The sequence below is a fragment of the Mesorhizobium sp. XAP4 genome (assembly GCF_029269325.1).
Classification (GTDB): Bacteria; Pseudomonadota; Alphaproteobacteria; order Rhizobiales; family Rhizobiaceae; genus Mesorhizobium; species Mesorhizobium ciceri.
In genome coordinates this window covers 454,179-477,519 of sequence record NZ_JARIXW010000004.1, presented here as the reverse complement: position 1 = coordinate 477,519, position 23,341 = coordinate 454,179, and the positions used below count along the sequence as shown (strand labels likewise).

Here is a 23,341-nt window from a genome sequence, read left to right as displayed (position 1 = left end):
CGCCGCGGCTTTAAACGAACCTTGTTTCAGGGCTTGATACGACTATGGACACGACAGCCCAACACGGCGCGGTGAAGGAGCGGCCTCCGGCCCCGGCTCCACGCCTGACGCTGTCCGGCATCTCCAAGAGCTTTCCCGGCGTGCGCGCGTTGCACAATGTCAGCCTGTCGCTCTATCCGGGCCAGGTGACGGCGCTGATCGGCGAGAACGGCGCCGGCAAGTCGACGCTGGTCAAGATCATGACCGGCATCTACCAGCCCGACGGGGGCACGATCAGCATAGACGGCCACGCCGTCACCCTGCCCAGCGCGCATGCCGCCTTCGGCCATGGCGTCACCGCCATCCACCAGGAAACCGTGCTGTTCGACGATCTGAGCGTCGCCGAAAACATCTTTCTCGGCCACGCGCCACGCACGCGTTTCGGCACCATCGACTGGCGCACGATGCGCAAGAACGCGCGCGAAGTGCTGGACACCATGCATGCCGGCCATATCGACGCCGACGCGCGGCTGAAGGACCTCGGCATCGCCAACAAGCATCTGGTCGCGGTTGCGCGTGCCATGTCGATCGACGCGCAGATCGTCATCATGGATGAGCCGACCGCCGCGCTTTCCATGAAGGAGATCGAGGAGCTCTTTTTGCTGATCGAGTTCCTCAAGAGCGACGGCAAGGCGATCCTGTTCATCAGCCACAAGTTCGACGAGATCTACCGCATCGCCGACCGCTACACGGTATTCCGCGATGGCGAGATGGTCGGCGAAGGCCTGATCAAGGATGCCGGCCAGAGCCAGATCGTGCGCCTCATGGTCGGCCGCGCGGTCGATCACATCTTCCCGCAGCGCAAGGCCGAGATCGGCGCACCGGTGCTCTCCGTTTCCGGCCTGTCGCATCCGACCGAATTCAACGATATCGGCTTCGAACTGCACAAGGGCGAGATCCTCGGCTTTTACGGCCTTGTCGGCGCCGGCCGCAGCGAGGTGATGCAGGCGATATCGGGCATCACCCGCACCTCAGCCGGCACGATCACGCTGGAAGGCAAGACGATCGCGCCGAAATCGGCTGCGGATTCGATCGATGCCGGCATCGTCTACGTACCGGAAGAACGCGGCAAGCAAGGCGTGGTGATCGGCCTGCCGATCTTCCAGAACGTCTCGCTGCCTTCGCTCAAGCGCACGTCGAAGTCCGGCCTGCTGCGGCTGTCGGAGGAGTTCGATCTGGCCCGCTCCTACACCGAGCGACTCGACCTCAGGGCCTCTTCGCTCAGCCAGGATGTCGGCACGCTGTCGGGCGGCAACCAGCAGAAGATCGTCATCGCCAAATGGCTGGCGACGTCGCCCAAGGTGATCATCCTGGACGAGCCGACCAAGGGCATCGACATCGGCTCGAAGGCCGCCGTGCACGGCTTCATGGCCGAGTTGGTGGCGCAAGGCCTGTCGGTGATCATGGTGTCGTCCGAGCTGCCCGAAATCCTCGGCATGTCCGACCGTGTCGTGGTCATGCGCGAGGGGCTTGTCGCGGCGGTCTACGACAACAAGGAGCTGGACGCCGAGACGCTGGTTCGGACGGCAGCAGGGATCGCGGCATGAAGGCTTTCCTCAAATACCGCGAAATCTGGCTGGCTGCTGCCATCATCGTCTTGATCGGGCTGATCTCGACGCGTTTTCCGGCCTTCGCCGATCCGGCCAATCTGCGTCAGGTGTTCAACGACACCTCGATCCTGATGATCCTGGCGCTCGGCCAGATGGTGGTCATCCTGACCCGGTCGATCGATCTGTCGATGGCGTCCAACCTCTGCTTCACCGGCATGGTGGTGGCGATGCTGAACGCAGCACATCCGGCGATCCCGATCCCGCTGCTGATCGTCGTCGCACTGCTGGTCGGCCTTGTGCTCGGCGCCATCAACGGCCTTTTGGTCTGGCGGCTGAACATTCCCTCGATCGTGGTGACGTTGGGCACGCTGACCATCTATCGCGGCGCGACCTTCGTCCTGTCCGGTGGCGCCTGGGTCAATGCCGACAAGATGAGCCCGGACTTCATCGGCTTCCAGCGCGCGGCCTTCCTCGGCATTCCGGTGCTGTCGTGGATCGCCATCCTGGTCATTGCGCTGTTCTTCGTTGTGATGACACGCACCGCGCTCGGCCGCTCGATCTACGCAATCGGCGTCAACCCGACGGCGTCGGTCTATGCCGGCATCGATGTCGGCCGGACGAAATTCATCGTCTTCTGCATCTCCGGCATGATTGGCGGCCTGTCGGGCTATCTCTGGATCTCGCGCTACGTGATCGCCTCGGTCGAGGTCGCCAATGGCTATGAGCTCAACATCATCGCCGCCTGCGTCATCGGCGGCATCTCGATCGCCGGCGGCATCGGCTCGGTCGGCGGCGCGGTATTAGGGGCGCTGTTCCTCGGCATCATCTCCAACGCGCTGCCGGTCATCAACATCTCACCCTTCTGGCAGATGGCGATTTCGGGCAGCGCAATCATTCTGGCCGTCGTGCTCAATGCGCGCGGCGAGCGCCAGCAAGGCCGCATCATCCTCAGAAAGGTGGAGGCGTGACCGACATCCCTGCCCCGCGCCACATTCCCGACCGGCTCGACAAGCCGCTGCGTTCGGCGATCTTTTCCTGGGAAGCGCTGCTGGTCGTGGTGGCCGTCGCCATCTTCGCCATCAACAGCTTCGCCTCGCCCTATTTCCTCGATCCGTACTCGCTGTCCGATCTGACCTTCAATTTCACCGAGAAGGGCCTGATCGCCTTCGCCATGGCGCTGCTGATCATCTCGGGCGAGATCGATCTGTCGGTGGCCGCCATCATCGCGCTGGCGTCGACCATGATGGGCATGGCGGTGCAGGCCGGCGCCGGCACGCCCGTGCTGGTGCTGATCGGCATCGTTGTCGGGCTCGGCTGCGGCGCCTTCAACGGTCTGCTGGTGACAAGGCTCGGCCTGCCCTCGATCGTCGTCACCATCGGCACGATGAGCCTGTTTCGCGGCATCGCCTTCATCATCCTCGGCGACCAGGCCTACAAAGGCTATCCCTCAAGCTTCGCCTTCTTCGGCCAGGGCTATGTCTGGTGGGTGGTGTCGTTCGAGCTGGTGCTGTTCCTGATCGCGGCTGTCGTCTACTGGTTCCTCTTGCACCGCACGAGTTTCGGCCGACGCGTCTTCGCCATCGGCAACAATCCGGTCGCTGCGCAATTTTCCGGCGTGCGCGTCGGCCGCACCAAGTTCATCCTGTTTTGCCTGACCGGGCTGATGTCGGGCATCGCCTCGGTGCTGATCACCTCGCGCCTCGGTTCGACGCGGCCCTCGATCGCGCAGGGTTATGAACTCGAAGTCATCACCATGGTGGTGCTCGGCGGCGTCAGTATCCTCGGTGGCGCCGGCAGCATTCTGGGCGTCGTGCTCGCCGCCTTCATCATGGGGCTGGTGACCTTCGGGCTCGGCCTGCTCAATGTGCCGGGCATCGTCATGTCGATCTTCATCGGCCTGCTGCTGATCATCGTCATCGCCTTGCCGATCATCTGGCGGCGGCTGCGCGGAGGGCGTTGATGGCCGAGAAATACGCGTTCAAGATGATGTTCAAGCCCGGCATGAAGGCAGAGTACAAGAAGCGCCATGACGAGATCTGGCCGTCGCTGGTCGCGCTGCTAAAGCAGGCCGGCGTCTCCGATTATTCCATCCATCTCGACGAGGAGACCAATATCCTGTTCGGTGTGCTGTGGCGGCAAGACGACCACCGCATGGACGAATTGCCCGGGCAGTCGGTGATGCAGCGCTGGTGGGCCCACATGGCCGACATCATGGAAACCAGGCCGGACAACGAGCCGGTGGCCGTGAAGCTGGAAACAATGTTCCATATGGCATGACTGCGATGCGCCACATCGCCGTCATCGACATAGGCAAGACCAACGCCAAGGTGGCGCTGGTCGACCTCGCTGCGTTGAGCGAGGTGGCGCTGCGCCGCATGGCGAATGCGCCGGTGCGGCAGGCGCCTTACCCACATCACGATGTCGAGGCACTGTGGGCATTCATCCTCGAAAGCCTTGCCGGCCTGAACCGCGAACAGCGCATCGACGCCATTTCGATCACCACCCATGGCGCGACCGGCGTGCTGGTCGACGCGGCGGGTGAACTGGTGCTGCCGGTGCTCGACTATGAGTTCGACGGCCCCGACGGGATGGCCGAGGATTACGACGCGATCCGCCCGCCTTTTGCCGAGACCGGCACGCCGCGCCTGCCGCTCGGCCTCAATCTAGGAGCACAATTCTTCTGGCAGCAGAGGAGCTTCCCGGCGGAATTCGCCAGGGCCGCGGCGCTGCTGATGTACCCGCAATACTGGGCCTTGCGCCTGACCGGCATCGCCGCCAACGAGGTCACCTCGCTCGGCTGCCACACCGACCTGTGGAACCCGTGGACGGCGGATTTTTCATCCCTGGTCGACAGGCTGGAGTGGCGGAGCCTGATGGCGCCGGTGCGGCCGGCCAGCGATCGCCTCGGCCCGATCCTGCCCACCGTTGCTGTGCGAACCGGACTGGATCCGCACACGCCGGTGTTCTGCGGCCTGCATGATTCCAACGCCTCGCTGCTGCCGCATCTTCTCTCCGACAAGCCGCCTTTCTCCGTCGTCTCGACCGGCACCTGGGTGGTATCGATGGCGGTCGGCGGCAAACAGATTGCGCTGGATGCCGCGCGCGACACGCTGGTCAATGTCAACGCGCTCGGCGATCCCGTTCCCTCGGCGCGCTTCATGGGCGGCCGCGAGTTTTCGGTGCTGACAAAGGATCAGCCGGAGCAGTGGACCGAGGATGACGTCGGCGCCGTGCTGACGCGAAAGATGCTGCTGCTGCCGTCGACCCAGCAGGGTTCGGGGCCGTTCCCGCACCATGCCGCGGCATGGCTCAACGCCGACGGCATCAACAAAGGCCAGCGCTTTGCCGCCATCTCATTCTATCTGGCCCTGATGACGGCGACCTGCCTCGACTTGATCGGTGCCGACGGCCCGACCACGGTCGAAGGCCCCTTTGCCCGCAACCGGCTCTTTGTCGGCATGCTGGCGGCAGCCACGGCGCGCGCCGTGGTTGCATCGGAGGCCGCCACCGGCACCAGCATCGGCGCGGCGCTGCTGGCATGCGATCGGCCGGCGACGCAAGGCAAGGGCGAAAGAATAGAACGGCCTATAGACCCAGCCTGGGTCGACTATGTCAGCGCATGGCGGGCGGCAGTGGAAGTGCAGGGCTGATCAGAGAATCCGTTTGCCGAAGGCAGACATGACGAAGTTGACCGCATCGGTGCCGATCCGCGGCTCCAGATCCGCGGTCAGGCCCGACACATCCATCGACAGCAGCCCGCCGGAGAGCGCGATCGCCTCCATCGCCTGATGCGTCTCGCGCACGGTCAGCCCACCGGAGCCCGCCGCCCAGCCGGCGAATTCGGTCACTGTAGGCGAGTAGCTGACATGAAAGCCTTGCGTGCCTGATGTGGCGATACGGATCGCTTCATGCATCAGGTCGCGCATGCCCATGGCGTCGATATCGGTCATGGTGAAGGCCGACACGCGTGAGTCCTTCAGCACGCGCGCTTCGGCCGGATCGGCGTGGCGCAGGCCGATGATGACGACATTTTCGGGAGACAGTTGCGGCTGCAGGGCGCCCGCCTTGTGGTCGAGGCCAAGCGAGCGCGCCAGGACCGAACCTTCCGGCAGGTCGATGCCGTCCTCGTCCTCGGGCATCAGGGCGGCGATGGAATCGATCCAGATCAGGCCGAAGGAATGCGTGGCTCGCGCCGTCGCGGTCAGCGCCTTGTGCGCGACGCGACGATCGGCGCCGGCGGCCAGCCGGATCAGCCCCGATGGCGGCCGCTCGATATCGGCCAATTCGACGACGTCGAAATTCATCGCTTCCAGCCGCGCGCCGGTGCCTTCCCGGGCCAGGATGCCGGCGGCTCCAGGTTCGGCCGTGATCTGCACCATCTTGCGGCCGGAAAAATCCTCGACATCGTGCATCGGGGCCTTCTCGACATATTCCGAGGTCATTGCCAAAAGCATGGCGCCATAGCTCATGCGGAAGGCGACGCGGTCGCCGACGGCCAGCGGCGGGTCGGCATCGGCGACGTCCAAAAGCAGATGGTCGCTGGAGGCGCCCAGCACCCGGATCCCCCTGGCGATCGGCGTCAGCCCCTCGACCAGCACGTCCTCGCGGCCGATATTGGCGATGGCGCGCAGCCTATCGCCCTCGTCGGGGAAGACCGGCTGGTTGCCGAAGGCGTCGTAGCCCGATTGGCCGATCGGCCGTGACGGCTTGAGCTTGACCTCGATGATGTCGCTGGTCAGCCGGCAGGCATCGGGCTCGAGCTCGGCCCATGGCACATCGCGGAAGGTCTCGACGCCACCTTGCAGGATCGCCTCGCCGACGCGCAGATTGTTGATGCCGGCCGGCAGCCTGCCTTCGAGCAGCAGCGGCAGCGACGACGAGGCGCCGCCGGAAATCACGTCGAGGCTTTTGCCGGACAGGCGCTCGGTCTTGTAGGCATGGGCGACGAGCTGCCCAAGGTTTTCCGGCGTCGGCATGATGGCGCCGAAGCAGCCGAGATTGGTGCCGATGCCGGCGATGCGCACGCCCTTGAACTGCAGGATCTGCTCAACCGTGGGGATCAGGTCGTTCGGCCAGATGCCTTCGCGGAGATCGCCGAGATCGATCATCAGCATGATGTCGTGGACGCGGCCCATGCGCTCGGCGATGCGCGAAATTTCGCGGATGGTGGCGAGTTCCGATTGCAGGCTGATGTCGACGGTGCGCACCACCTCCTCGACCCGCGCCATCGGCGGGCTGCGCAGCAGCATGATCGGTGCGTTGATGCCGCTGTCGCGCAGCCGGCGGATGTTCTCGAAACGCGATTCGGCGATGCCGGCGACGCCGCCGCGCAGCATGGCGCGTGCCACTTGTGGCATGCCGCAAGTGCCCTTGGTGACGCCGAACACTTTTATGCCCGACATCGCGCAGCGCTCGACGATGGTGCGCGCGTTGCGCTCGATGCGACCAAGGTCGATGGCGACTTGCGGTCCCGACATCCTAGCCCCCGTAAACCAGCCCCTGCGGGTCGATCTCCGGCCTGCGGCCGGAAACGAGGTCGGCAAGGAATTTCCCCGAGCCGCAGGCCATGGTCCAGCCGACATGGCCGTGGCCGGTGTCGAGATAGAGATTCTTGTAGCGCGCCTGGCCGATGACCGGCACCGAGTTCGGCATCATCGGGCGCAGACCCGCCCAGAACACAGCCTTCTTCTCGTCGAAGGCACCCGGGAAAAGATCCTTGCCGGTGCTGATGATCGTCTTGAAATCGGCGGGCTTGAAAGTGCGGTCGAAGCCGGTGAATTCGGCCGTCGAGGATATCCGCAAGCGGTTGCCCAGCCTGGAATAGCCGATCAGCCGGTCCTCGTCGGCGCCGCCCATGGTCGGTCCCTTGCTTTCGTCCTCCAGGGGAATCGTCGCGGTATAGCCTTTTACCGGATAGACAGGCAGGTCGATGCCGTAACGGCGCCCGAGCAGGCCGCTTTCCGGCCCCATCGAGATGACAACCGCATCGCCGGCGACCGGGCCGGCCGAAGTCATCACCGCGCGCACCCGGTCGCCCTCGATGTCGAGGCCTTCGACTGTCGTGCCGAACAGGAATTTGACGCCGAGCTTCTCGGCCGCATAGGCGGCCAGCCTGTCGACAAACTGCTTGGAATCTCCGGTCTGGTCGGTTGGCGAATAGACGCCGCCGGCAATCTTGTCCTTGACGCCGGCAAGGCCCGGTTCCAGCTCGACCAGCCGGTCGCGGCCGACGATTTCGATCGGCAGGCCGTGCTTGGCAAGATAACGGTAATTGTCGGTGCCGGTGTCGAGGCTCTTTTGCGAGCGGAAGAAATAGAGAATGCCCTTCTTGCGCTCGTCGTAATGGATGCCGGTCGCTTCCGAAAGCGCATTGATGCAGTCGCGCGAATAGAGCGCGAGCCTGAGCTTGATGTCGGTGTTGGCGCGCAGGCGCGCCACCGTGCACTGGCGCAGGAAACGCAGGCTCCAGGCGAGGAAATAGGGATCAAGGCGCAGCCTGACCTTGATGCCGAGATCATGGTTGTAGAGCCCGCGCAGGAAAGTCTTCAAAGCCGCCGGCGAGGCCCAGGCGGTGGCGTCACCCGGTGACACCAGGCCGGCATTGGACTGGCTGGTGCCTTGTGCCGCCGCCGGATGGCGCTCGATCACCGTCACCTCATGGCCGTCGCTGGCCAGATAATAGGCGGCCGCCGTACCGACGACACCGGCCCCGAGCACCGTTATTTTCATGCCATTCCCCCAAGATCTCCTCGCGGCGCCGCGCCTCCGCGCCTTGCCGCGAACGCCTTCAATAGCGCTTCGCTGCCCGCCTTGCGAGCCCTTGGGAGAACCCGGCTCAGCCGCGCGCGGAGTTCTTGCCGGTCAGGATGCGCTCCCAGGCGAGCGCGTCGGCGACGATCTGGTCGAGATCGTCGCGTTGCGGGGTCCAGCCGAGCTCGGCGCGGGCGAGATCCGAATTGGCGACCACCGCCGCGGCATCGCCAGGGCGGCGATCACCCATCTTCACCTCGAAATCATGGCCAAAGGCGCGGCGCACGCTGTCGATGACCTCCAGCACCGAATAGCCATGGCTGTAGCCGCAATTGGCGACGAGGCTTTGTCCCCCGGCGCGCAGCCGCTGCAAGGCCAGGCGATGCGCCGCCGCCAGGTCGCTGACATGGATGTAGTCGCGCATGCAGGTGCCGTCCGGCGTCGGATAATCGGTGCCGAACACCTGCATGAACGGCCGCTTGCCAAGTGCCGTCTCGCAAGCGACCTTGATCAGATGGGTTGCGCCCGGCGTCGACTGGCCGGTGCGGCCCTTCGGGTCGGCGCCGGCGACGTTGAAGTAGCGCAGCGCCGTATAGCGCAGGCCATGCGCGATCGACGCGTCGCGCAGCATCCACTCACTCATCAGCTTGGACAGGCCATAGGGCGATTCCGGCGCCAGGCGGGCGTCCTCGCGCACCGGCTCCAGCCCGGCGCCGCCATAGACGGCGGCGGTCGAGGAAAAGATGAAGTTGGGCACGCCTTCGCGCACCGCGGTTTCGATCAGCGTGCGCGTCTTCGAGGTGTTGTTCTCATAATAGCTGAGCGGGTCGGCGACCGATTCCGGAACCACGATCGAGCCGGCGAAATGAATGATCGCGTCGACCTTGTTCTCCCTAATGACCGCGCCGACCAATTCCTTGTCGGCGACATCGCCGACGACCAGCTTGGCCTCCGGCGCCACCGCCCATTCGAAACCGGTGGAAAGACGGTCGAGAACGACCACGCTTTCGCCGGCATCCAGCAGCTCCCAGACCATATGGCTGCCGATGTAACCGGCGCCGCCTGTCACCAAAACTGTCATCCGCGTCCTCGCTTATCCAAGATTTATCGGAAACTGTCTCAACCCCGCTCTACTGGAAAGCCCGCCGCACGGCCATTGGAACCCCTGGTAACCGGCATTGCCGGCCAGTGGCATTGTCCTGAAACAAAGTTCATCCACATCAAGGGAATAGGCCACGATCCGCGGTCGTTAGGAACAGGTCCGGGGCGTGGCATTTTGACCAAAAAGGCCAGGTGGACGACCAACAGGCCAATGATTATGATCCCGCGCAAAAATTGGGAAGGCGACATGAACTATCAGCGGTTTTTCGAGGAAGCGATCGACCAGCTCCATGCCGAGCGTCGCTACCGCGTTTTCGCCGACCTCGAGCGGATCGCGGGCAAGTTCCCGCGCGCCATCTGGCGTTCCAATGGCCGTGCCGAGGAAATCACCGTCTGGTGCTCCAACGACTATCTCGGCATGGGCCAGCATCCCGACGTCATCGCCGCGTTCCAGAATACCGCTGGCAAGATGGGTTCGGGCGCCGGCGGCACCCGCAACATTTCCGGCACCTCGAACCCGTTGGTCGAGCTCGAGGTGGAGCTTGCCGACCTGCACGACAAGGAAGCGGCACTGGTCTTCACCTCCGGTTTCGTCTCCAACGAAGCCTCGATCTCGACCATCGCGAAGCTTTTGCCCAACTGCCTGATCATCTCGGACGAATTGAACCACGCCTCGATGATCGAAGGCGTGCGGCGTTCCGGCGCCGAGAAGAAGATCTTCCGCCACAATGACGTGGCGCATCTGGAAAGCCTTTTGCAGGCGGCGGGGCGCGAACGCGCCAAGCTGATCGTCTTCGAAAGCGTCTATTCGATGGATGGCGACATCGCGCCGATCAAAGAGATCGTCGAACTCGCCGAGCGCTACAACGCCCTGACCTATATCGACGAGGTCCATGCCGTCGGCATGTACGGGCCGCGCGGCGGCGGCATCACCGAGCGCGAAGGCCTGGCCGACCGCATCGACATCATCGAAGGCACGCTGGCCAAGGCATTCGGCACGCTGGGCGGCTACATCACCGGCACCAGCGCTGTGATCGACGCCGTGCGCTCCTATGCGCCGGGCTTCATCTTCACCACGGCACTGCCGCCGGCGATCGCTGCCGCCGCGACCGCGTCGATCCGCCATCTCAAGCGCTCGCAGGCCGAGCGCGACGCCCAGCAGCAGCAGGCCGCGAGAACCAAACACATCCTGTCGGCCGCCGGCCTGCCGGTGATGGATTCGCCGACGCACATCGTGCCGCTGCTGGTCGGCGATCCCGAGGCCTGCAAGATGGCCAGCGACCGCCTGCTCGGCGTGCACGGCATCTACATCCAGCCGATCAACTACCCGACCGTGCCGCGCGGCACCGAGCGGCTGCGCATCACGCCAACGCCGTTCCATTCCGATGCGCTGATCGCCGAATTGCAGGATGCGCTGGCCGAGACCTGGGATGCGCTCGGTATCCCCTACGGCTCCGCCGGTCGGCCTTCGGTGGCCAAGAGCGACCGCATCATTCCATTGCTGGTGCCCAAGTCAGGCGGCTGATGCCGTTTGGAACTCTACTCCGGCGGCCATCTGGCTCGCCGGAGCGATTTCAATTCGGGCTTCGTCAGCGGCTCAGGCGTTCTTCATCCACTTCGCCAGCCGGTGTGCCGCTTCCTCGATCTGGTCGAGACGGCGGTGGAAGCACAGCCGCAAAAACGCCTCGCCGCCGGGGCCGAAAGCGGTGCCTGGCGCCAGGCCGACATTGGCCTTGTCGACGATGTCGAAGGCAGCGGTGCGTGAATCGGTGATGCCCTCGACGGTGAAAAACAGATAGAACGCGCCCTGCGGCACCGTAAACCCAGCGCGGCCGGTGGCGCCGAGGATGCCGCAGACAAGGTCGCGCGCCTTGCGCGCCCGCTCCACCTGTTCGGCAACGAAGGCGTCGCCCTCGTCAAGGGCGGCGACCGCACCGCGCTGCATGAACTGGGCGACGCCGGAGCTCGAATACTGGATCAGGTTCTCGAACACCTGCTGCAAGCTCGGATGCGTCTTGATCCAGCCGACGCGCCAGCCGGTCATCGCCCAGTTCTTGGAAAAGGAGTTGACGTACAGGATACGGTCTTCCGCCGACGCGATGTCGAGGAAGGACGGCGCGCGGCCGTGGCCGTAGTGGAACAGTGAATAGATCTCGTCGGCGATGATCCAGAGGTTCTTCGCGCGCGCCAGAGCGAGGATCGCCTGCAAGGTCTCGTGATCGGCGGTCCAGCCGGTCGGATTCGACGGCGTGTTGATGAACAGCGCCTTTGTGCGCGGCGTGATCGAAGCGGCGATCTTCTCGACGTCGCAGGACCAGCCATTGCCGGAATGATCGAGCGTGACCGCGACTGGGACGGCTCCCGCTATCCCTGCTGCGGCATCGAAATTCGGCCAGGCCGGCGACAGGTAGACCACCTCGTCGCCGGCGCCGGCGAGCGCGTCGAGCGCCAGCTGGATGGCATGCATGCCGGAGCCGGTGACGATGAATTCTTCCTCCGGGAAATTCTTGCCGAAATGCCTGGCATAGTAACGGGAGAGTGCCTGCCTGAGATCGGGGATGCCCCTTTGCCAGGTGTAGAATGTCTCGCCGCCGGCCAGCGCCTTCGACGCGGCATCGGTGATGAAGGCTGGCGTCGGCAGGTCGCCTTCGCCGGCCCAGAGCGGAATCATGCCTTCGCGCAGGCGGCCGTAATTGACGACGGCGACAATGCCACTTTCGGGTGCCGCACGGGCCTCGGTGCGCAAGCTGTCGATCAGGGTCATAGGCGGATCCGTTTTTGGTCTGCGGTTTTCGTCAGCGGTCCTTACCAGATGCGAAAACAGAAAACCCCGGCCGCCAACGACCGGGGTTTTGGTCCAGCAATGCTGCCCGTGGTCAGCGCCTGGCGAGCAGATCGCGAATTTCGGTGAGCAGCGCGACGTCGGCGGGCGGCGGAGCGGCCGGTGCAGCGGGCTTCTCGCGCTCAAGCCGCTTGCGCATGTTGTTCACCGCCTTGACCATCAGGAAAATGATGAAAGCGAGGATGAGGAAGTTCAACGCGACAGTGATGAAGCTGCCGTAGGCAAAGACCGCGCCTTGCTTCTTGGCGTCGGCCAGCGAGGTGGCGTTGACGGCCGAGGAGAGGCCAAGGAAATAATTGTTGAAGTCCAAGCCGCCGAAAATCGCGCCGACGATCGGCATGATGATATCGTTAACAAGGGAATCGACGATCTTGCCGAAGGCCGCGCCGATGATGACGCCGACCGCAAGGTCCATCACATTGCCCTTGGAAATAAATTCCTGGAATTCTTTCAGCATTCGACCCTCCTTGTCGTGACTGGCCGAGCTGCCGTTTCCGTCCTTGCGGCATCGACCTGAGGCAACATAACAAAAACCTCCTGACGCAACATGGGTAAAAGGGAGAAAACAACCGCTTTCTCCTTACCTTACGGCACTTTGGACGGCAGCTCTGCCGAATTTGACGCGTTGCGTACAAGGGCGTGAAATTTCATATCTCCGCGATGCAAATCGACACAGATGCCGCCGAATCACTGCAAAACGACCACGCCGGACCAGATTGCCGCCGACCACGGCATGGGCCCCTGGTTGTTGACGCGAGCGATCAATCGCTCTTTGCAAGGTTTCCCGCATTGACGGCACGGCAAAGCCAGCATTGAATTTCTGGAAATTATAGGCGTTTTCGCCTATAATGTTCTCATGAACATGCTCGAAACCATCAGCATTGATGTTTATCCGTGGGCGGCTCCAACAAAGGAGCAGCGCGCTTGGTTTGACGCGCTTTCGCCCGACGAGAAGCGGAAAGCGATTCAGGCGGCGATCAACGAAGGTTTTGAGAGCCCGGTCAGCGAAAAGTCGATCGACGACATTATTCGGGAAGCGCGTGCCGAACTCCCGCATGCGCCATAGGATAACGCATCGCGCCGAACGCGATCTGAAAGACATTTACCGACACACCTTCGAAAACTTCGGCCACACTCAGGCCGAAAAGTACCTGCGCGAACTCGACGCGGTGTTTGAGTTGCTCGGCGACTATCCGAGTATGGGCCGGCTCTATGAAGGCAGGACCCATCAGTTCGTCCACGGCAAGCACATCATCCTTTATCGCATGGGTTTGGAGGAGGTCGTCATTGGCCGTATTTTCCACGGCGCTCAGCGGCGATCTTCACCATAACGACACCGACGCGCCGCCCTGATAGCCGTCCTGCACAGCTCTGCAATGGACTCGGACGCCAAGCTGTGGTTGCGTCCGGGCAAGCCGGATAGAAAGACGGCAGAGGAGGAAAGTTCAAGCGTGCAGGGCTTGTTCATCGTCATCATCGCGGTCGCCTATGTGACGCTGCTGTTTGCCATCGCCAGCCTCGGCGACCGCCGCTCGGCCATCTCCGAGCCGAGCCGGGGGCGGCCTTTCATCTATGCGCTCAGCCTCGCGATCTACTGCACATCCTGGACTTTCTTCGGCTCGGTCGGCCTCTCTTCCGAACGCGGCCTCGAATTCCTCGGCATCTATACGGGCCCGGTGCTCGTCTTCGTGTTCGGCTTCCCGCTGCTCAACCGCATCGTGCGGCTGGCCAAGACCGAGAAGATCACCTCGATCGCGGATTTCCTCGGCGCACGTTACGGCAAGAGTTTCACCGTCGCGGCGATCGCCACGCTGATCGCCACCATCGGCGCGGTGCCCTATATCGCGCTGCAGTTGAAGGCGATCTCCGGTTCGGTCAGCCTGATGGTCGAGCACTATACGGGATCGCCGCCTTCGTTCGATCCCTTCGTCAGCGACATCTCGCTGGTCGTCGCCATGCTGTTGGCGCTGTTCGCGGTGCTGTTTGGAACCCGTCACGCCGACGCCACCGAACACCAGGACGGGCTGGTGCTGGCGGTGGCGGTCGAAACCGTCGTCAAGCTCGCCGCCTTCCTGGCGATCGGCCTGATGGTCACCTTCCTGATCTTCGGCGGCCCAGGCGACATGTTCGACAAGCTCGCCGAGAACGCGCAGGTCCGGCAGGCGATGAGCTACAACACCTCGCTCGCCACCTGGCTGGTGCTGACGTGCCTCAGCGGCTTTGCCATCATCATGCTGCCGCGGCAGTTCTACGTCACCATCGTCGAAAACCGCGGCGAGGCCGAACTGCGCACCGCGACATGGGTGTTCCCGCTCTACCTCGTGGCGATCAACCTGTTCGTGCTGCCGATCGCCTTCGCCGGCCTGTCGCTGGTCGGCGCCGGAACCAGCAGCGATCTCTATGTGCTGTCGCTGCCCCTGTTCAGCGGCCATGATGTGCTGGCGATGGCGGCTTTCATCGGCGGCCTGTCGGCGGCGACGGCGATGGTGATCGTCGAAAGCGTGGCGCTGTCGATCATGATCTCCAACGATCTCGTCATTCCGCTGTTCGTGCGCCGCCTGCTCAAGACCTCGACCTCCGAGACCGAGGATTGGTCGACGCTGATCCTCAATGTGCGGCGCGGGGCGATCTTCATCCTGTTGTTCATCGCCTTCCTCTACTACCGCGAGAGCACCAACAGCGCGCGCCTGTCGTCGATCGGCCTGATGTCGTTCGCGGCCATCGCCCAGTTCGCCCCCGCCCTGATCGGCGGGCTGATCTGGCGCGGCGCCAACGGCCGGGGTGCGGCACTCGGCATGGTCGCCGGCATCCTCGTCTGGGGCTACACACTGCTCCTGCCGTCGCTTGCCGCGGCCGATACCGGCATCATCGTGCACGGGCTGTTCGGCTTCGAGGCGCTGCGGCCGCAGGCCCTGTTCGGCACCGTCGCCGAACCGCTGAACCACGGCGTGTTGTGGAGCCTGTCGATCAATGCGGTGTTTTTCGTGCTTGGCTCGCTGTCGCGCGCGTCGGTGCCGCTGGAACGCATCCAGGCGTCGATCTTCGTGCCGCGCGATGCCGGCCCGATGCCCAGCCTGCGCCGTTTCCGCACCGCCATCACCGTCAACGACCTGAAGGACACGATCGGGCGCTATCTCGGCGTCGAGCGCACCGAGCGCTCTTTCCAGTCGTTCGAAAAGACCAACGGAACCTCGCTGCACGGCAACGAACAGGCGAGCATGGACGTCATCCGCTTTTCCGAGCAGCTGCTGGCCAGCGCCGTCGGCTCCTCCTCGGCACGGCTGATCCTGTCGCTGCTGTTTCGGCGCCACGACCGCGAATCCCGAGATGCCTTCCGCTTGCTCGACGACGCCACCGAGGCGCTGCAGCACAACCGCGACCTCTTGCAGATCGCGCTCGACCAGATGGAACAGGGCATCACCGTCTTCGATCGCGATTTCCGCCTGATCTGCTGGAACCGCCAGTACCGGGCGCTGTTCGACCTGCCCGACGAGATGGGCCAGGTCGGCGTCTCGCTCGACCGCATCCTGCGCCATCTCACCGAGCGCGGCGACATCCCTGCCGATCAGCGTGTGGCCATGCTCAACCGGCTGACCAGCTTCGTCAGTCCGTGGCAGATGGAGCTGAAAACCTCGGGCCGCATCCTGGAACTGCGTTCCAACCCGATGCCGGACGGCGGCATCGTCGCCACCTATGCCGACATTTCCGGGCGCGTCGAGCAGGACCTGGCACTGAAGCGTGCCAATGAATCGCTGGAGCAGCGCGTCAAGACGCGCACCATCGAGCTGACCCGGGTCAATGAGGAACTGGCGCAGGCACAGATGCTGGCCGAGGAGGCCAATCTCGGCAAGACGCGCTTCCTCGCCGCCGCCGGCCACGACATCCTGCAGCCGCTGAACGCCGCCCGGCTCTATTGCTCCTCGCTGATCGAGAAGGCCGGCAAGGGGCCTGCCGGCAAGGCGGCCGTGAACATCGAATCCTCGCTGGAATCCGTCGAGACCATTCTCGGCGCCGTGCTCGACATCTCCCGCCTCGATGCCGGCGCGATGAAGCCGGATGACACCGCCTTCAACCTCGACGGATTGCTGCGCCAGATCGGCAACGACTTCCGCCCGCTCGCCGCCGAAAAGAAGCTCGAGCTGACCATCATGCCGTCATCGCTGACGGTGACGACGGACCGCAATTTGCTGCGCCGCCTGATCCAGAATCTCGTCTCCAACGCCATCAAATACACGCGCCGCGGCCGCGTCCTGGTTGGCGTCAGGCGGCGCGGCGAATTGGCCGAGATCCAGGTGATCGACACCGGCATCGGCATCGCCGGCGACAAGCTGAACACCGTCTTTCGCGAGTTCACCCGGCTCGACGAGGGCGCGCGCGAGGCCGAGGGCCTCGGTCTCGGCCTCTCCATCGTCGACCGCATCGCTCGGGTGTTGCGCCTGGAGATCCGCATCTTTTCCAGTCCGGGCAAGGGCACGCGATTCTCCGTTATCCTGCCCGTCGCGGCCGTGCAGGCACGACGCGAGATCGAAGCCAGGGCTCCCGCCCGCGCGACGGCCTCGCTGGCCGGTCTGCACGTGCTGTGCATCGACAACGACGCCCGCATCCTCGAAGGCATGCGGCTCCTGCTCGAAGGCTGGGGTTGCAACGTCGACACCGCGTCCGGTTCAAAGGATCTGGAGACCGCGAAGATACATCGCCCGGACATCGTCCTTGCCGACTACCATCTCGACGGCGAAACCGGCCTCGAACTCGTCGTCAGGCTGCGTGCGATCCATGGCGACACCCTGCCGGCCGTGCTGGTCACCGCCGACCGCTCCAACGAGGTGCGCACGGCCGCCGGCGGGCTCGAGATTGCGGTGATCAACAAACCGCTCAAACCAGCGGTACTGCGCTCGATGATGGCCAGGGTCAGGCCGCTGGCGCCGGCGGCGGAATAGGGGTCTAACCCGCCGGCTGCAGCGGGTCGCTGCCGATCTTGGACAGCAGGATCACCGCCTGGGTGCGGCTGTCGACGCCGAGCTTCTGCAGGATGGCGGAGACATGCGCCTTGATGGTGGCCTCAGAGACGCCGAGTTCATAGGCGATCTGCTTGTTGAGCAGGCCCTCGGCCAGCATGCCGAGCACCCGGGTCTGCTGCGGCGTCAACGCCTGCAGCCGCTTGATCAGGTCGGATATTTCAGGGTCGCGCTCGATGCCGAGATCGACGCCGACGGGTGCTGCAATATCGCCGGCAAGCACCGATTGCACGGCGCTGCGGATTTCTTCCATGCTGGCCGATTTGGAGATGAAGCCGGAAGCGCCGAGGTCGAGCGCCCGCCTGATGGTCGCCGGATCGTCATGCGCCGACACCACGACCAGCGGCACCGCCGGATGAATGCCACGCAGCGAGATCAGGCCGGAGAGGCCGCTGGCGCCCGGCATCGACAGGTCGAGCAGCACCAGATCGACGTCCTCGTTGGCCACGACCAGCGCCTTGGCGCTCTCGAAATCGCCGGCTTCATGGATGGCGGCGACATTGCCGATGCCGGCGAGCGCTTCGCGCAGCGCACCGCGAAACAGCGGGTGATCGTCGGCGATGACGAAAGAATAGCCTGCCGGCAAATGTCCCTCCCCGAATCCCCGATGATTTTTGGCTTTTCGGGTTCAACTGGACGATTATGAGCGGCTGCGCGCTGTTTTCAAGCGGCAAAGCCAGTGCGCCGCCTCCCGTGGTTGAAACGCTCAGGTCTTCTGCGAATTGGGCTGGGCGCCGTTGTCCTTGTCCATATCCCTGACGATGCCCATGAAGCCGCGCAGGAAGCGCTCCATGTAGCCCATCGTCTTGTTGAAATCCTCTTCGCTCGGCAGTTTCGATTCGAGGCGGGCGGAGAGCGAATTCTCGAGCTTGGTGACGCGCTCGTCCATCGCCTTCATCGAGGTCTGCAAGCGGTCGACCTCGTCCTGGAAAGCGGCGCGTTCGTCGGCCGCCATCTTGCAGACGAGCTGGCCGGAGCGTTCGTCGCAGATCGACATGGCGCCGGTCTGGGTGTCCATGCGGATATAGCCGGTGGCCGACTTTTCCAGCCGGTAGCGGTCGGTTTCTTCCGAATAAGCTGAAGCCGCGACCAGCGAAACGAGCGCGGCGGGGATCAAGATGTGCTGCAGACGCATGTTGTCCTCCATGGGAAAGGCCTCAGATATCGCATGTTTGCGCCGGAAATGGGGAAGACCCTTGGCGTGGCCTTTCCCGAATGGCTGGTTCGGAACCTTTTGAAGCAATTCCCAAGGGAAAGCGCTATGCGCTTTTCCCGGGAAAACCGTTTCACACTTTTCCTGGAACTGCTCTATAGCGCAACCATGTCTCAGATTATCTACAAGATAACCCCGCAGGCGCTTTGGCGCGAGGCCGAAACGCATGGCCGCTTCACCGGCGCGCCGATTGATGTCGCAGACGGCTTCATCCACTTCTCCACGGCGGCGCAGGTCAAGGAAACGGCGGCAAAGCACTTTGCCGGCCAGACCGACCTTCTGCTGGTCGCCATCGACGGCGCCAGCCTGGGTGCTGCGCTGAGATACGAGGTCTCGCGCGGTGGTGCGCTGTTTCCGCATCTTTATGGTCCGCTCGGCCTCAAGGCTGTGCTGTGGGTCCAGCCACTGCCGCTTGGCTCCGATGGTGTGCACCAGTTCCCGGCACTGGAGGGGCAATGAGCGTGCTCGACCGGCTCGGCCAGAAGCTGCTGTTCGCCTTCGATCCGGAAACCGCGCATGGCCTGTCGATCGCGGCCTTGCGATGCGGCGTTCCGGTTGGTGCGCCAGCGATCCGCGACCACAGGCTGACGGTCAGCATCTGCGGCCTCGATTTCCCTAATCCGCTCGGCATGGCGGCCGGCTATGACAAGAACGCCGAAGTGCCCGACGCGCTGCTTGGCCTGGGCTTCGGCTTTGCCGAGGTCGGCACGATCACGCCGCTGGCGCAGGCCGGCAATCCGAAGCCGCGCATTTTCCGGCTGACGGCCGACGATGCGGTGATCAACCGATTGGGCTTCAACAATGAAGGCCATGCAGCGGCCGAAAAGCGCCTTGCCGCGCGCAAGGGGCGTGGCGGCATCGTCGGCGTCAACATCGGCGCCAACAAGGACAGCAGCGACCGCATCGGCGACTATGAGCGCGGCGTCGCCCGGTTTGCGCAATACGCCAGCTATCTGACCGTCAACATCTCCTCGCCCAACACGCCGGGCCTGCGCAACATGCAGGCGCGTGAGCAGCTTGGCGAGCTCTTGTCGCGGGTCATGGCCGCGCGCGCCGCGGCAAGCGCCCAGCCGCCGGTGTTCCTGAAGATCGCGCCGGATCTGGTCGAGGCAGAGCTGGAGGACATCGCCGCCGAAGTCACGGAAAAGCGGGTGGACGGCGTCATCGTCTCCAACACCACCATCTCCCGACCGCCACTGCGCAGCGGCGACACCGCACGCGAGAGCGGGGGGCTCTCCGGCAAGCCGCTGTTCGAGCGTTCGACCATCGTGCTGGCGAAGATGCGCAAACTGCTCGGGCCGGAGCTTGCCATCGTCGGCGTCGGCGGCGTCGATTCCGCCGATACGGCGCTGGACAAGATCCGTGCGGGTGCCGATCTGGTGCAGCTCTACACCGGCATGATCTATGCCGGGCCTTCGCTGCCAGGCCGTATTCTTTCCGGAATGGCCCGTTTCGTCGAAAAAGAACGGCTGAAGTCGATTTGCGAGTTGCGCGACAGCCGCCTCGACTTCTGGGCGTCCAGGCAACTCTGAACTGCTCTCAGGAGCGCAGGTCGCGGCTGACGGCCCGCTCGCAGATGGTGCAACGAACTCGGGTCGACGGGCTCCTTCGGAGGTTTCGCCGAGCGTTGGCCAACGGCGCATCAAAAAAAAACCCGCCAGCGCGGCGGGTCATTGGCGCAAATCAGCACCATGGGCAAAAATCTACCATAGCTGAGGTCACCGAGTCAAGAAAAAATTCCTATCGCGAAGCTGCGCTCAGTGTCCTGGACGGCGCAGGGCCTTCCGGGGGACACCGTCTAAAACGCCGTCCGCACCTTGAGCCGCAGGATCGTCAGCAGGCTGAAGCCTCGCACCAGCAGGAAGACGTGCAGCGCCGCCCACAGTCCATTGTTGCCGAAGGCGGGCGCAAGGGTCAGCAGCGCGGCCGCGAAAACCAGGAACGACAGCAGCATCATGTTGCGCATGTCGCGGGACCAGGTCGCACCGATGAAGACGCCATCCATCTGGAACGCCAGCACACCGCTCAGCGCCGTGAATGCCGCCCATGGCAGGTAGATGTCGGCCACCGAACGGACGTCCTCCGATGTCGTCACGAGAGCGACCAGATTGGCGCCACCACACAGCATTACCAGCGTCGCGGCTCCCGCCAGCCCGAAACCCCAGAACAGCGTCAGCCGCACGGCCTGACGGAACGGTGCGGCGGCACGTGCGCCGACGGCACGGCCCGCCAGCTGTTCGGTGGCAAAGCCATCGAGGAAATAGCCGGCGACGAGGAAGAAATTCATCAGCACGGCGTTGGCGGCCAGCGTCACCGTGCCGAACTGCGCGCCCTGGCGGGTGAACAATGCAAAGGCGGCGAGCAGCGAGAACGAACGGATCATGATGTCGCGGTTGAGCGACAGCATGCGCAGGAAGGCGGTCATGTCGAGCAGGCGATGGCGCGGCAAGGGCGGGGCCGCGCGAAACCGGCGGATCACGACGGCCAGGCCGAGCAGCATGGCCAGGAACTCGCCGCTGACGGTCGCCCAGGCAACGCCGGCAACGCCCCAGCCAAGTTTCAGCCCAAGCAGGAAGCACAGCGCGATGTTGATGCCGTTCAGCACCAATTGCAGCACCAGTCCAAGCCCGCCCTCGCCGCGCCCCAGCACGTAGCCGAGGATGGCGTAGTTGATCAGCGAAAAAGGGGCTGCAAGCAGCCTGATCCTGATGTAGACGCCCATCGCCTCGCTGACGCGCGGTTCGGCGCCCATGAATTTTTGCCCGGCGATGGCGACCAGCGGCGCAAGGGCAGCGAGCACGATGCCGGCGATAACCGCGATCAGCACGGCGCGCCAGAACACCGCCTGTTCCTCCAGGGCATCGCCACGCCCGAACGCCTGTGCGACAAGGCCGGTGGTGCCCGAGCGCAGGAAATTGAAAGAGGTGAAGACGACGTCGAAGATCAGTGCGCCGGCAGCCAGGCCGCCGAGCAAGGCGGCATCGCCGAACTGGCCGACGACAGCCGTGTCGACCAGGCCGAGCATCGGCGTCGTCAGATAGGCTAGCGTCATCGGCACCGCGATGGCGAGCACGGAGCGGTTGGTGACGACAAATGATCCGGAGTGAAGCGGCGATCCCGAGAGGATCGGGGATCCGGCGTCGGCTGGGGTTGCACCTTTGTCCAAGGATTGCTGCCTTGCTGATTGCGGCTTGATGGAACCGTCGATGTGCCCCATTTTCCGGCCACCGCGCAATCACCTATCCCTTGACGGCCAACCGAAATCCCGGTCTGGCGTGAGCCAGCCGGATACGAGTTCATGCCTCTGCAGATCGTCCATCATCCCGACTACGACGCCGGCTTCGCCGTCAACCATCGCTTTCCGATGAGCAAATATCCCCTGCTGATGGAGGCGCTGCGGACACGCGGCCTCGCCGGCCCCGAGGCGCTCAGCACCGCCGAACCGGCGCCGGCTTCATGGCTGGAGCTTGCCCATGCGGCGGACTATGTCGACCAGGTCATCAACTGCCGCGTGCCCGAAAAGATCGAACGCGAGATCGGTTTTCCGATCGGACCCCGCGTCTCGCTGCGCGCGCAGCTTGCCACCGGCGGCACGGTGCTGGCGGCGCGGCTGGCCTTGCGCCACGGTATCGCCTGCAACACCGCCGGCGGCAGCCACCATGCGCGGCGCGCGCAAGGCGCGGGCTTCTGCACCTTCAACGATGTCGCCGTCGCCGCATTGGTGCTGCTCGCCGAAGGCGCGGCACGAAACATCCTGGTCGTCGATCTCGACGTGCACCAGGGCGACGGCACGGCGGATATTCTCGCCGATGACCCGCGCGTGTTCACCTTTTCCATGCATGGCGACCGCAACTACCCAGTGCGCAAGATCGCCTCCGACCTCGATGTCGCGCTGCCCGACGGCACGGGTGACGCTGCCTATCTCGAGAGGCTCGCCGCCATCCTGCCGGAGCTGTCCGCACAGGCGCATTGGGACATCGTGTTCTACAATGCCGGCGTCGACGTCCATGCAGATGACCGGCTTGGCAGGCTGTCGCTGTCGGATGACGGCCTGCGCGCCCGTGACGACATGGTCATCAGCCATTTTCGCGCGCAGGGCGTTCCGGTCTGCGGCGTCATCGGCGGTGGCTATTCCACCGATGTGCCCGCCCTTGCCGCGCGCCATGCCATCCTGTTCGAGGTCGCCGCAGGCTGCGCCCGATAGTACGATCTTGTCCAAAAACCGGTGCCAGGGTTCGCTGACGCGGACCTGCGGTTCGGGATCATGCTCTACTTCCGGTAGTTGGCGAGCCTCAACAGGATGAACGCCGGCACGACGATAGCCGCGCCCAGCAGGATATAACCGAGGAAACGGTCGATGGCATGAAAGCCGAGATTCCACAGGTCCATGAAGAACTTCCGGATGCCGTAGAGCACATCCATCGGCGACCAGCCGAAGGCATTCATGACCAGGCCGACGAGGAAAGACACCACCAGCAGTTTCAGGATCACCTTGAGCGGCGAGTCGCCAAGAAAGCGCGTCAGTGCGGACAAGGCTCGTCTCCCGATTGAGGCACCCAGGCTCGAGGGCGTCGGCCAGACATACGCACTTGGCTTGTCCGCTTCAAGCCGGGAGTTTTGCGGGATGCCAACGGCCTGCACCGCGCGATTGCATGGCAGGCTTGTGCTGCCAAACGGACTAAACCCGCGCCAGACTGTTAAATTTGCGTAAACAACATCGCTTTACTTTATTGAAAACAAAGCGAAAAACCTTCATTTTTCGATTTCCCGCAATGTGCGTGCAATTTTCGCCTGCGAGACGGTCGGCGTCTTTCAGGCGATTGGCCGCGCG

General features: G+C 64.0%; 21 protein-coding genes. 12 read left to right on the top strand and 9 right to left on the bottom strand.

Features of this window, described 5'->3' with window-relative positions; translation table 11 throughout:
• Window positions 1–44: 44 nt before the first annotated feature.
• From P3C39_RS19855 to P3C39_RS19835, 5 genes are read left to right on the top strand one after another with little or no spacing between them, the layout of a single operon-like run.
• Window positions 45–1,586, top strand: coding sequence for a sugar ABC transporter ATP-binding protein (locus P3C39_RS19855; protein WP_024503128.1), 1,542 nt, complete (start codon window positions 45–47; stop codon window positions 1,584–1,586).
• Entirely contained in the window at window positions 1,583–2,557 is a 975-nt protein-coding gene (locus P3C39_RS19850) for an ABC transporter permease (protein ID WP_224673924.1), read from the top strand. Before P3C39_RS19855 ends, P3C39_RS19850 begins: the two co-directional genes overlap by 4 nt.
• Window positions 2,554–3,549, top strand: coding sequence for an ABC transporter permease (locus tag P3C39_RS19845; RefSeq protein WP_275954034.1), 996 nt, complete (start codon window positions 2,554–2,556; stop codon window positions 3,547–3,549). Before P3C39_RS19850 ends, P3C39_RS19845 begins: the two co-directional genes overlap by 4 nt.
• Window positions 3,549–3,866 (top strand): L-rhamnose mutarotase, encoded by a 318-nt coding sequence (rhaM, locus tag P3C39_RS19840; protein WP_275954035.1) that lies wholly within the window; start codon window positions 3,549–3,551, stop codon window positions 3,864–3,866. Before P3C39_RS19845 ends, rhaM begins: the two co-directional genes overlap by 1 nt.
• Window positions 3,863–5,239: an FGGY-family carbohydrate kinase gene (locus P3C39_RS19835; RefSeq protein ID WP_275954036.1), complete on the top strand. Its 1,377-nt coding sequence runs from the start codon at window positions 3,863–3,865 to the stop codon at window positions 5,237–5,239. The genes rhaM and P3C39_RS19835 overlap by 4 nt, the downstream gene beginning before the upstream one ends.
• Here the strand turns inward: P3C39_RS19835 and P3C39_RS19830 are convergent, their stop codons facing one another.
• From P3C39_RS19830 to galE, 3 genes are all read right to left on the bottom strand, one after another.
• On the bottom strand, window positions 5,240–7,066 hold the full coding sequence (locus tag P3C39_RS19830; protein ID WP_275954037.1) for an alanine racemase: 1,827 nt from the start codon (window positions 7,064–7,066) through the stop codon (window positions 5,240–5,242).
• A gap of 1 nt (window position 7,067) precedes the next feature.
• Entirely contained in the window at window positions 7,068–8,318 is a 1,251-nt protein-coding gene (locus P3C39_RS19825) for a D-amino acid dehydrogenase (RefSeq protein ID WP_275954038.1), read from the bottom strand.
• A gap of 106 nt (window positions 8,319–8,424) precedes the next feature.
• Window positions 8,425–9,420: a UDP-glucose 4-epimerase GalE gene (galE, locus tag P3C39_RS19820; RefSeq protein ID WP_064995687.1), complete on the bottom strand. Its 996-nt coding sequence runs from the start codon at window positions 9,418–9,420 to the stop codon at window positions 8,425–8,427.
• 267 nt (window positions 9,421–9,687) lie between these two features.
• On the opposite strand from galE, the gene hemA reads away from it, so the two are divergent.
• Window positions 9,688–10,965, top strand: a complete 1,278-nt coding sequence (hemA, locus tag P3C39_RS19815; protein ID WP_275954039.1) for a 5-aminolevulinate synthase — start codon at window positions 9,688–9,690, stop codon at window positions 10,963–10,965.
• 72 nt (window positions 10,966–11,037) lie between these two features.
• Here the strand turns inward: hemA and P3C39_RS19810 are convergent, their stop codons facing one another.
• Both P3C39_RS19810 and mscL read right to left on the bottom strand, forming a co-directional pair.
• On the bottom strand, window positions 11,038–12,204 hold the full coding sequence (locus tag P3C39_RS19810) for a pyridoxal phosphate-dependent aminotransferase (RefSeq protein WP_013533609.1): 1,167 nt from the start codon (window positions 12,202–12,204) through the stop codon (window positions 11,038–11,040).
• A 112-nt stretch (window positions 12,205–12,316) separates the two neighbouring features.
• Window positions 12,317–12,739, bottom strand: coding sequence for a large conductance mechanosensitive channel protein MscL (gene mscL / locus P3C39_RS19805; protein ID WP_013533610.1), 423 nt, complete (start codon window positions 12,737–12,739; stop codon window positions 12,317–12,319).
• A gap of 399 nt (window positions 12,740–13,138) precedes the next feature.
• Here mscL and P3C39_RS19800 point away from each other — a divergent pair, with 399 nt between their 5' ends.
• The 3 genes from P3C39_RS19800 (at window position 13,139) to P3C39_RS19790 (ending at window position 17,219) form a co-directional block, all read left to right on the top strand.
• Window positions 13,139–13,348: a hypothetical protein gene (locus tag P3C39_RS19800; RefSeq protein WP_024503137.1), complete on the top strand. Its 210-nt coding sequence runs from the start codon at window positions 13,139–13,141 to the stop codon at window positions 13,346–13,348.
• Window positions 13,338–13,613, top strand: coding sequence for a type II toxin-antitoxin system RelE/ParE family toxin (locus P3C39_RS19795; protein WP_013533612.1), 276 nt, complete (start codon window positions 13,338–13,340; stop codon window positions 13,611–13,613). Before P3C39_RS19800 ends, P3C39_RS19795 begins: the two co-directional genes overlap by 11 nt.
• 120 nt (window positions 13,614–13,733) lie before the next feature.
• Window positions 13,734–17,219 carry a PAS domain-containing hybrid sensor histidine kinase/response regulator gene (locus P3C39_RS19790; RefSeq protein ID WP_275954040.1) on the top strand — a complete coding sequence of 1,162 codons (3,486 nt, stop codon included), beginning with the start codon at window positions 13,734–13,736 and terminating at the stop codon, window positions 17,217–17,219.
• A gap of 4 nt (window positions 17,220–17,223) precedes the next feature.
• Here P3C39_RS19790 and P3C39_RS19785 read toward each other — a convergent pair whose 3' ends face one another.
• Both P3C39_RS19785 and P3C39_RS19780 read right to left on the bottom strand, forming a co-directional pair.
• Entirely contained in the window at window positions 17,224–17,883 is a 660-nt protein-coding gene (locus tag P3C39_RS19785) for a response regulator transcription factor (protein ID WP_024503139.1), read from the bottom strand.
• 120 nt (window positions 17,884–18,003) lie between these two features.
• Window positions 18,004–18,432: a hypothetical protein gene (locus P3C39_RS19780; RefSeq protein ID WP_013533615.1), complete on the bottom strand. Its 429-nt coding sequence runs from the start codon at window positions 18,430–18,432 to the stop codon at window positions 18,004–18,006.
• A 186-nt stretch (window positions 18,433–18,618) separates the two neighbouring features.
• Here P3C39_RS19780 and P3C39_RS19775 point away from each other — a divergent pair, with 186 nt between their 5' ends.
• Together P3C39_RS19775 and P3C39_RS19770 are read left to right on the top strand one after the other, a co-directional pair.
• Window positions 18,619–18,969 carry a DUF952 domain-containing protein gene (locus tag P3C39_RS19775; protein WP_224618725.1) on the top strand — a complete coding sequence of 117 codons (351 nt, stop codon included), beginning with the start codon at window positions 18,619–18,621 and terminating at the stop codon, window positions 18,967–18,969.
• A complete protein-coding gene (locus P3C39_RS19770) occupies window positions 18,966–20,042 on the top strand; it encodes a quinone-dependent dihydroorotate dehydrogenase (RefSeq protein ID WP_063170027.1) in 1,077 nt (358 codons plus the stop codon). Before P3C39_RS19775 ends, P3C39_RS19770 begins: the two co-directional genes overlap by 4 nt.
• 266 nt (window positions 20,043–20,308) lie before the next feature.
• On the opposite strand, the gene P3C39_RS19765 is transcribed toward P3C39_RS19770, so the two are convergent.
• Entirely contained in the window at window positions 20,309–21,676 is a 1,368-nt protein-coding gene (locus tag P3C39_RS19765; RefSeq protein ID WP_275955449.1) for an MATE family efflux transporter, read from the bottom strand.
• Between the two features lie 132 nt (window positions 21,677–21,808).
• Here P3C39_RS19765 and P3C39_RS19760 point away from each other — a divergent pair, with 132 nt between their 5' ends.
• A complete protein-coding gene (locus tag P3C39_RS19760) occupies window positions 21,809–22,714 on the top strand; it encodes a histone deacetylase (protein ID WP_275954041.1) in 906 nt (301 codons plus the stop codon).
• 65 nt (window positions 22,715–22,779) lie between these two features.
• On the opposite strand, the gene P3C39_RS19755 is transcribed toward P3C39_RS19760, so the two are convergent.
• Complete coding sequence (locus P3C39_RS19755; protein WP_013533620.1) at window positions 22,780–23,043, bottom strand: DUF6460 domain-containing protein; 264 nt, start codon at window positions 23,041–23,043, stop codon at window positions 22,780–22,782.
• Window positions 23,044–23,341 lie beyond the last annotated feature (298 nt).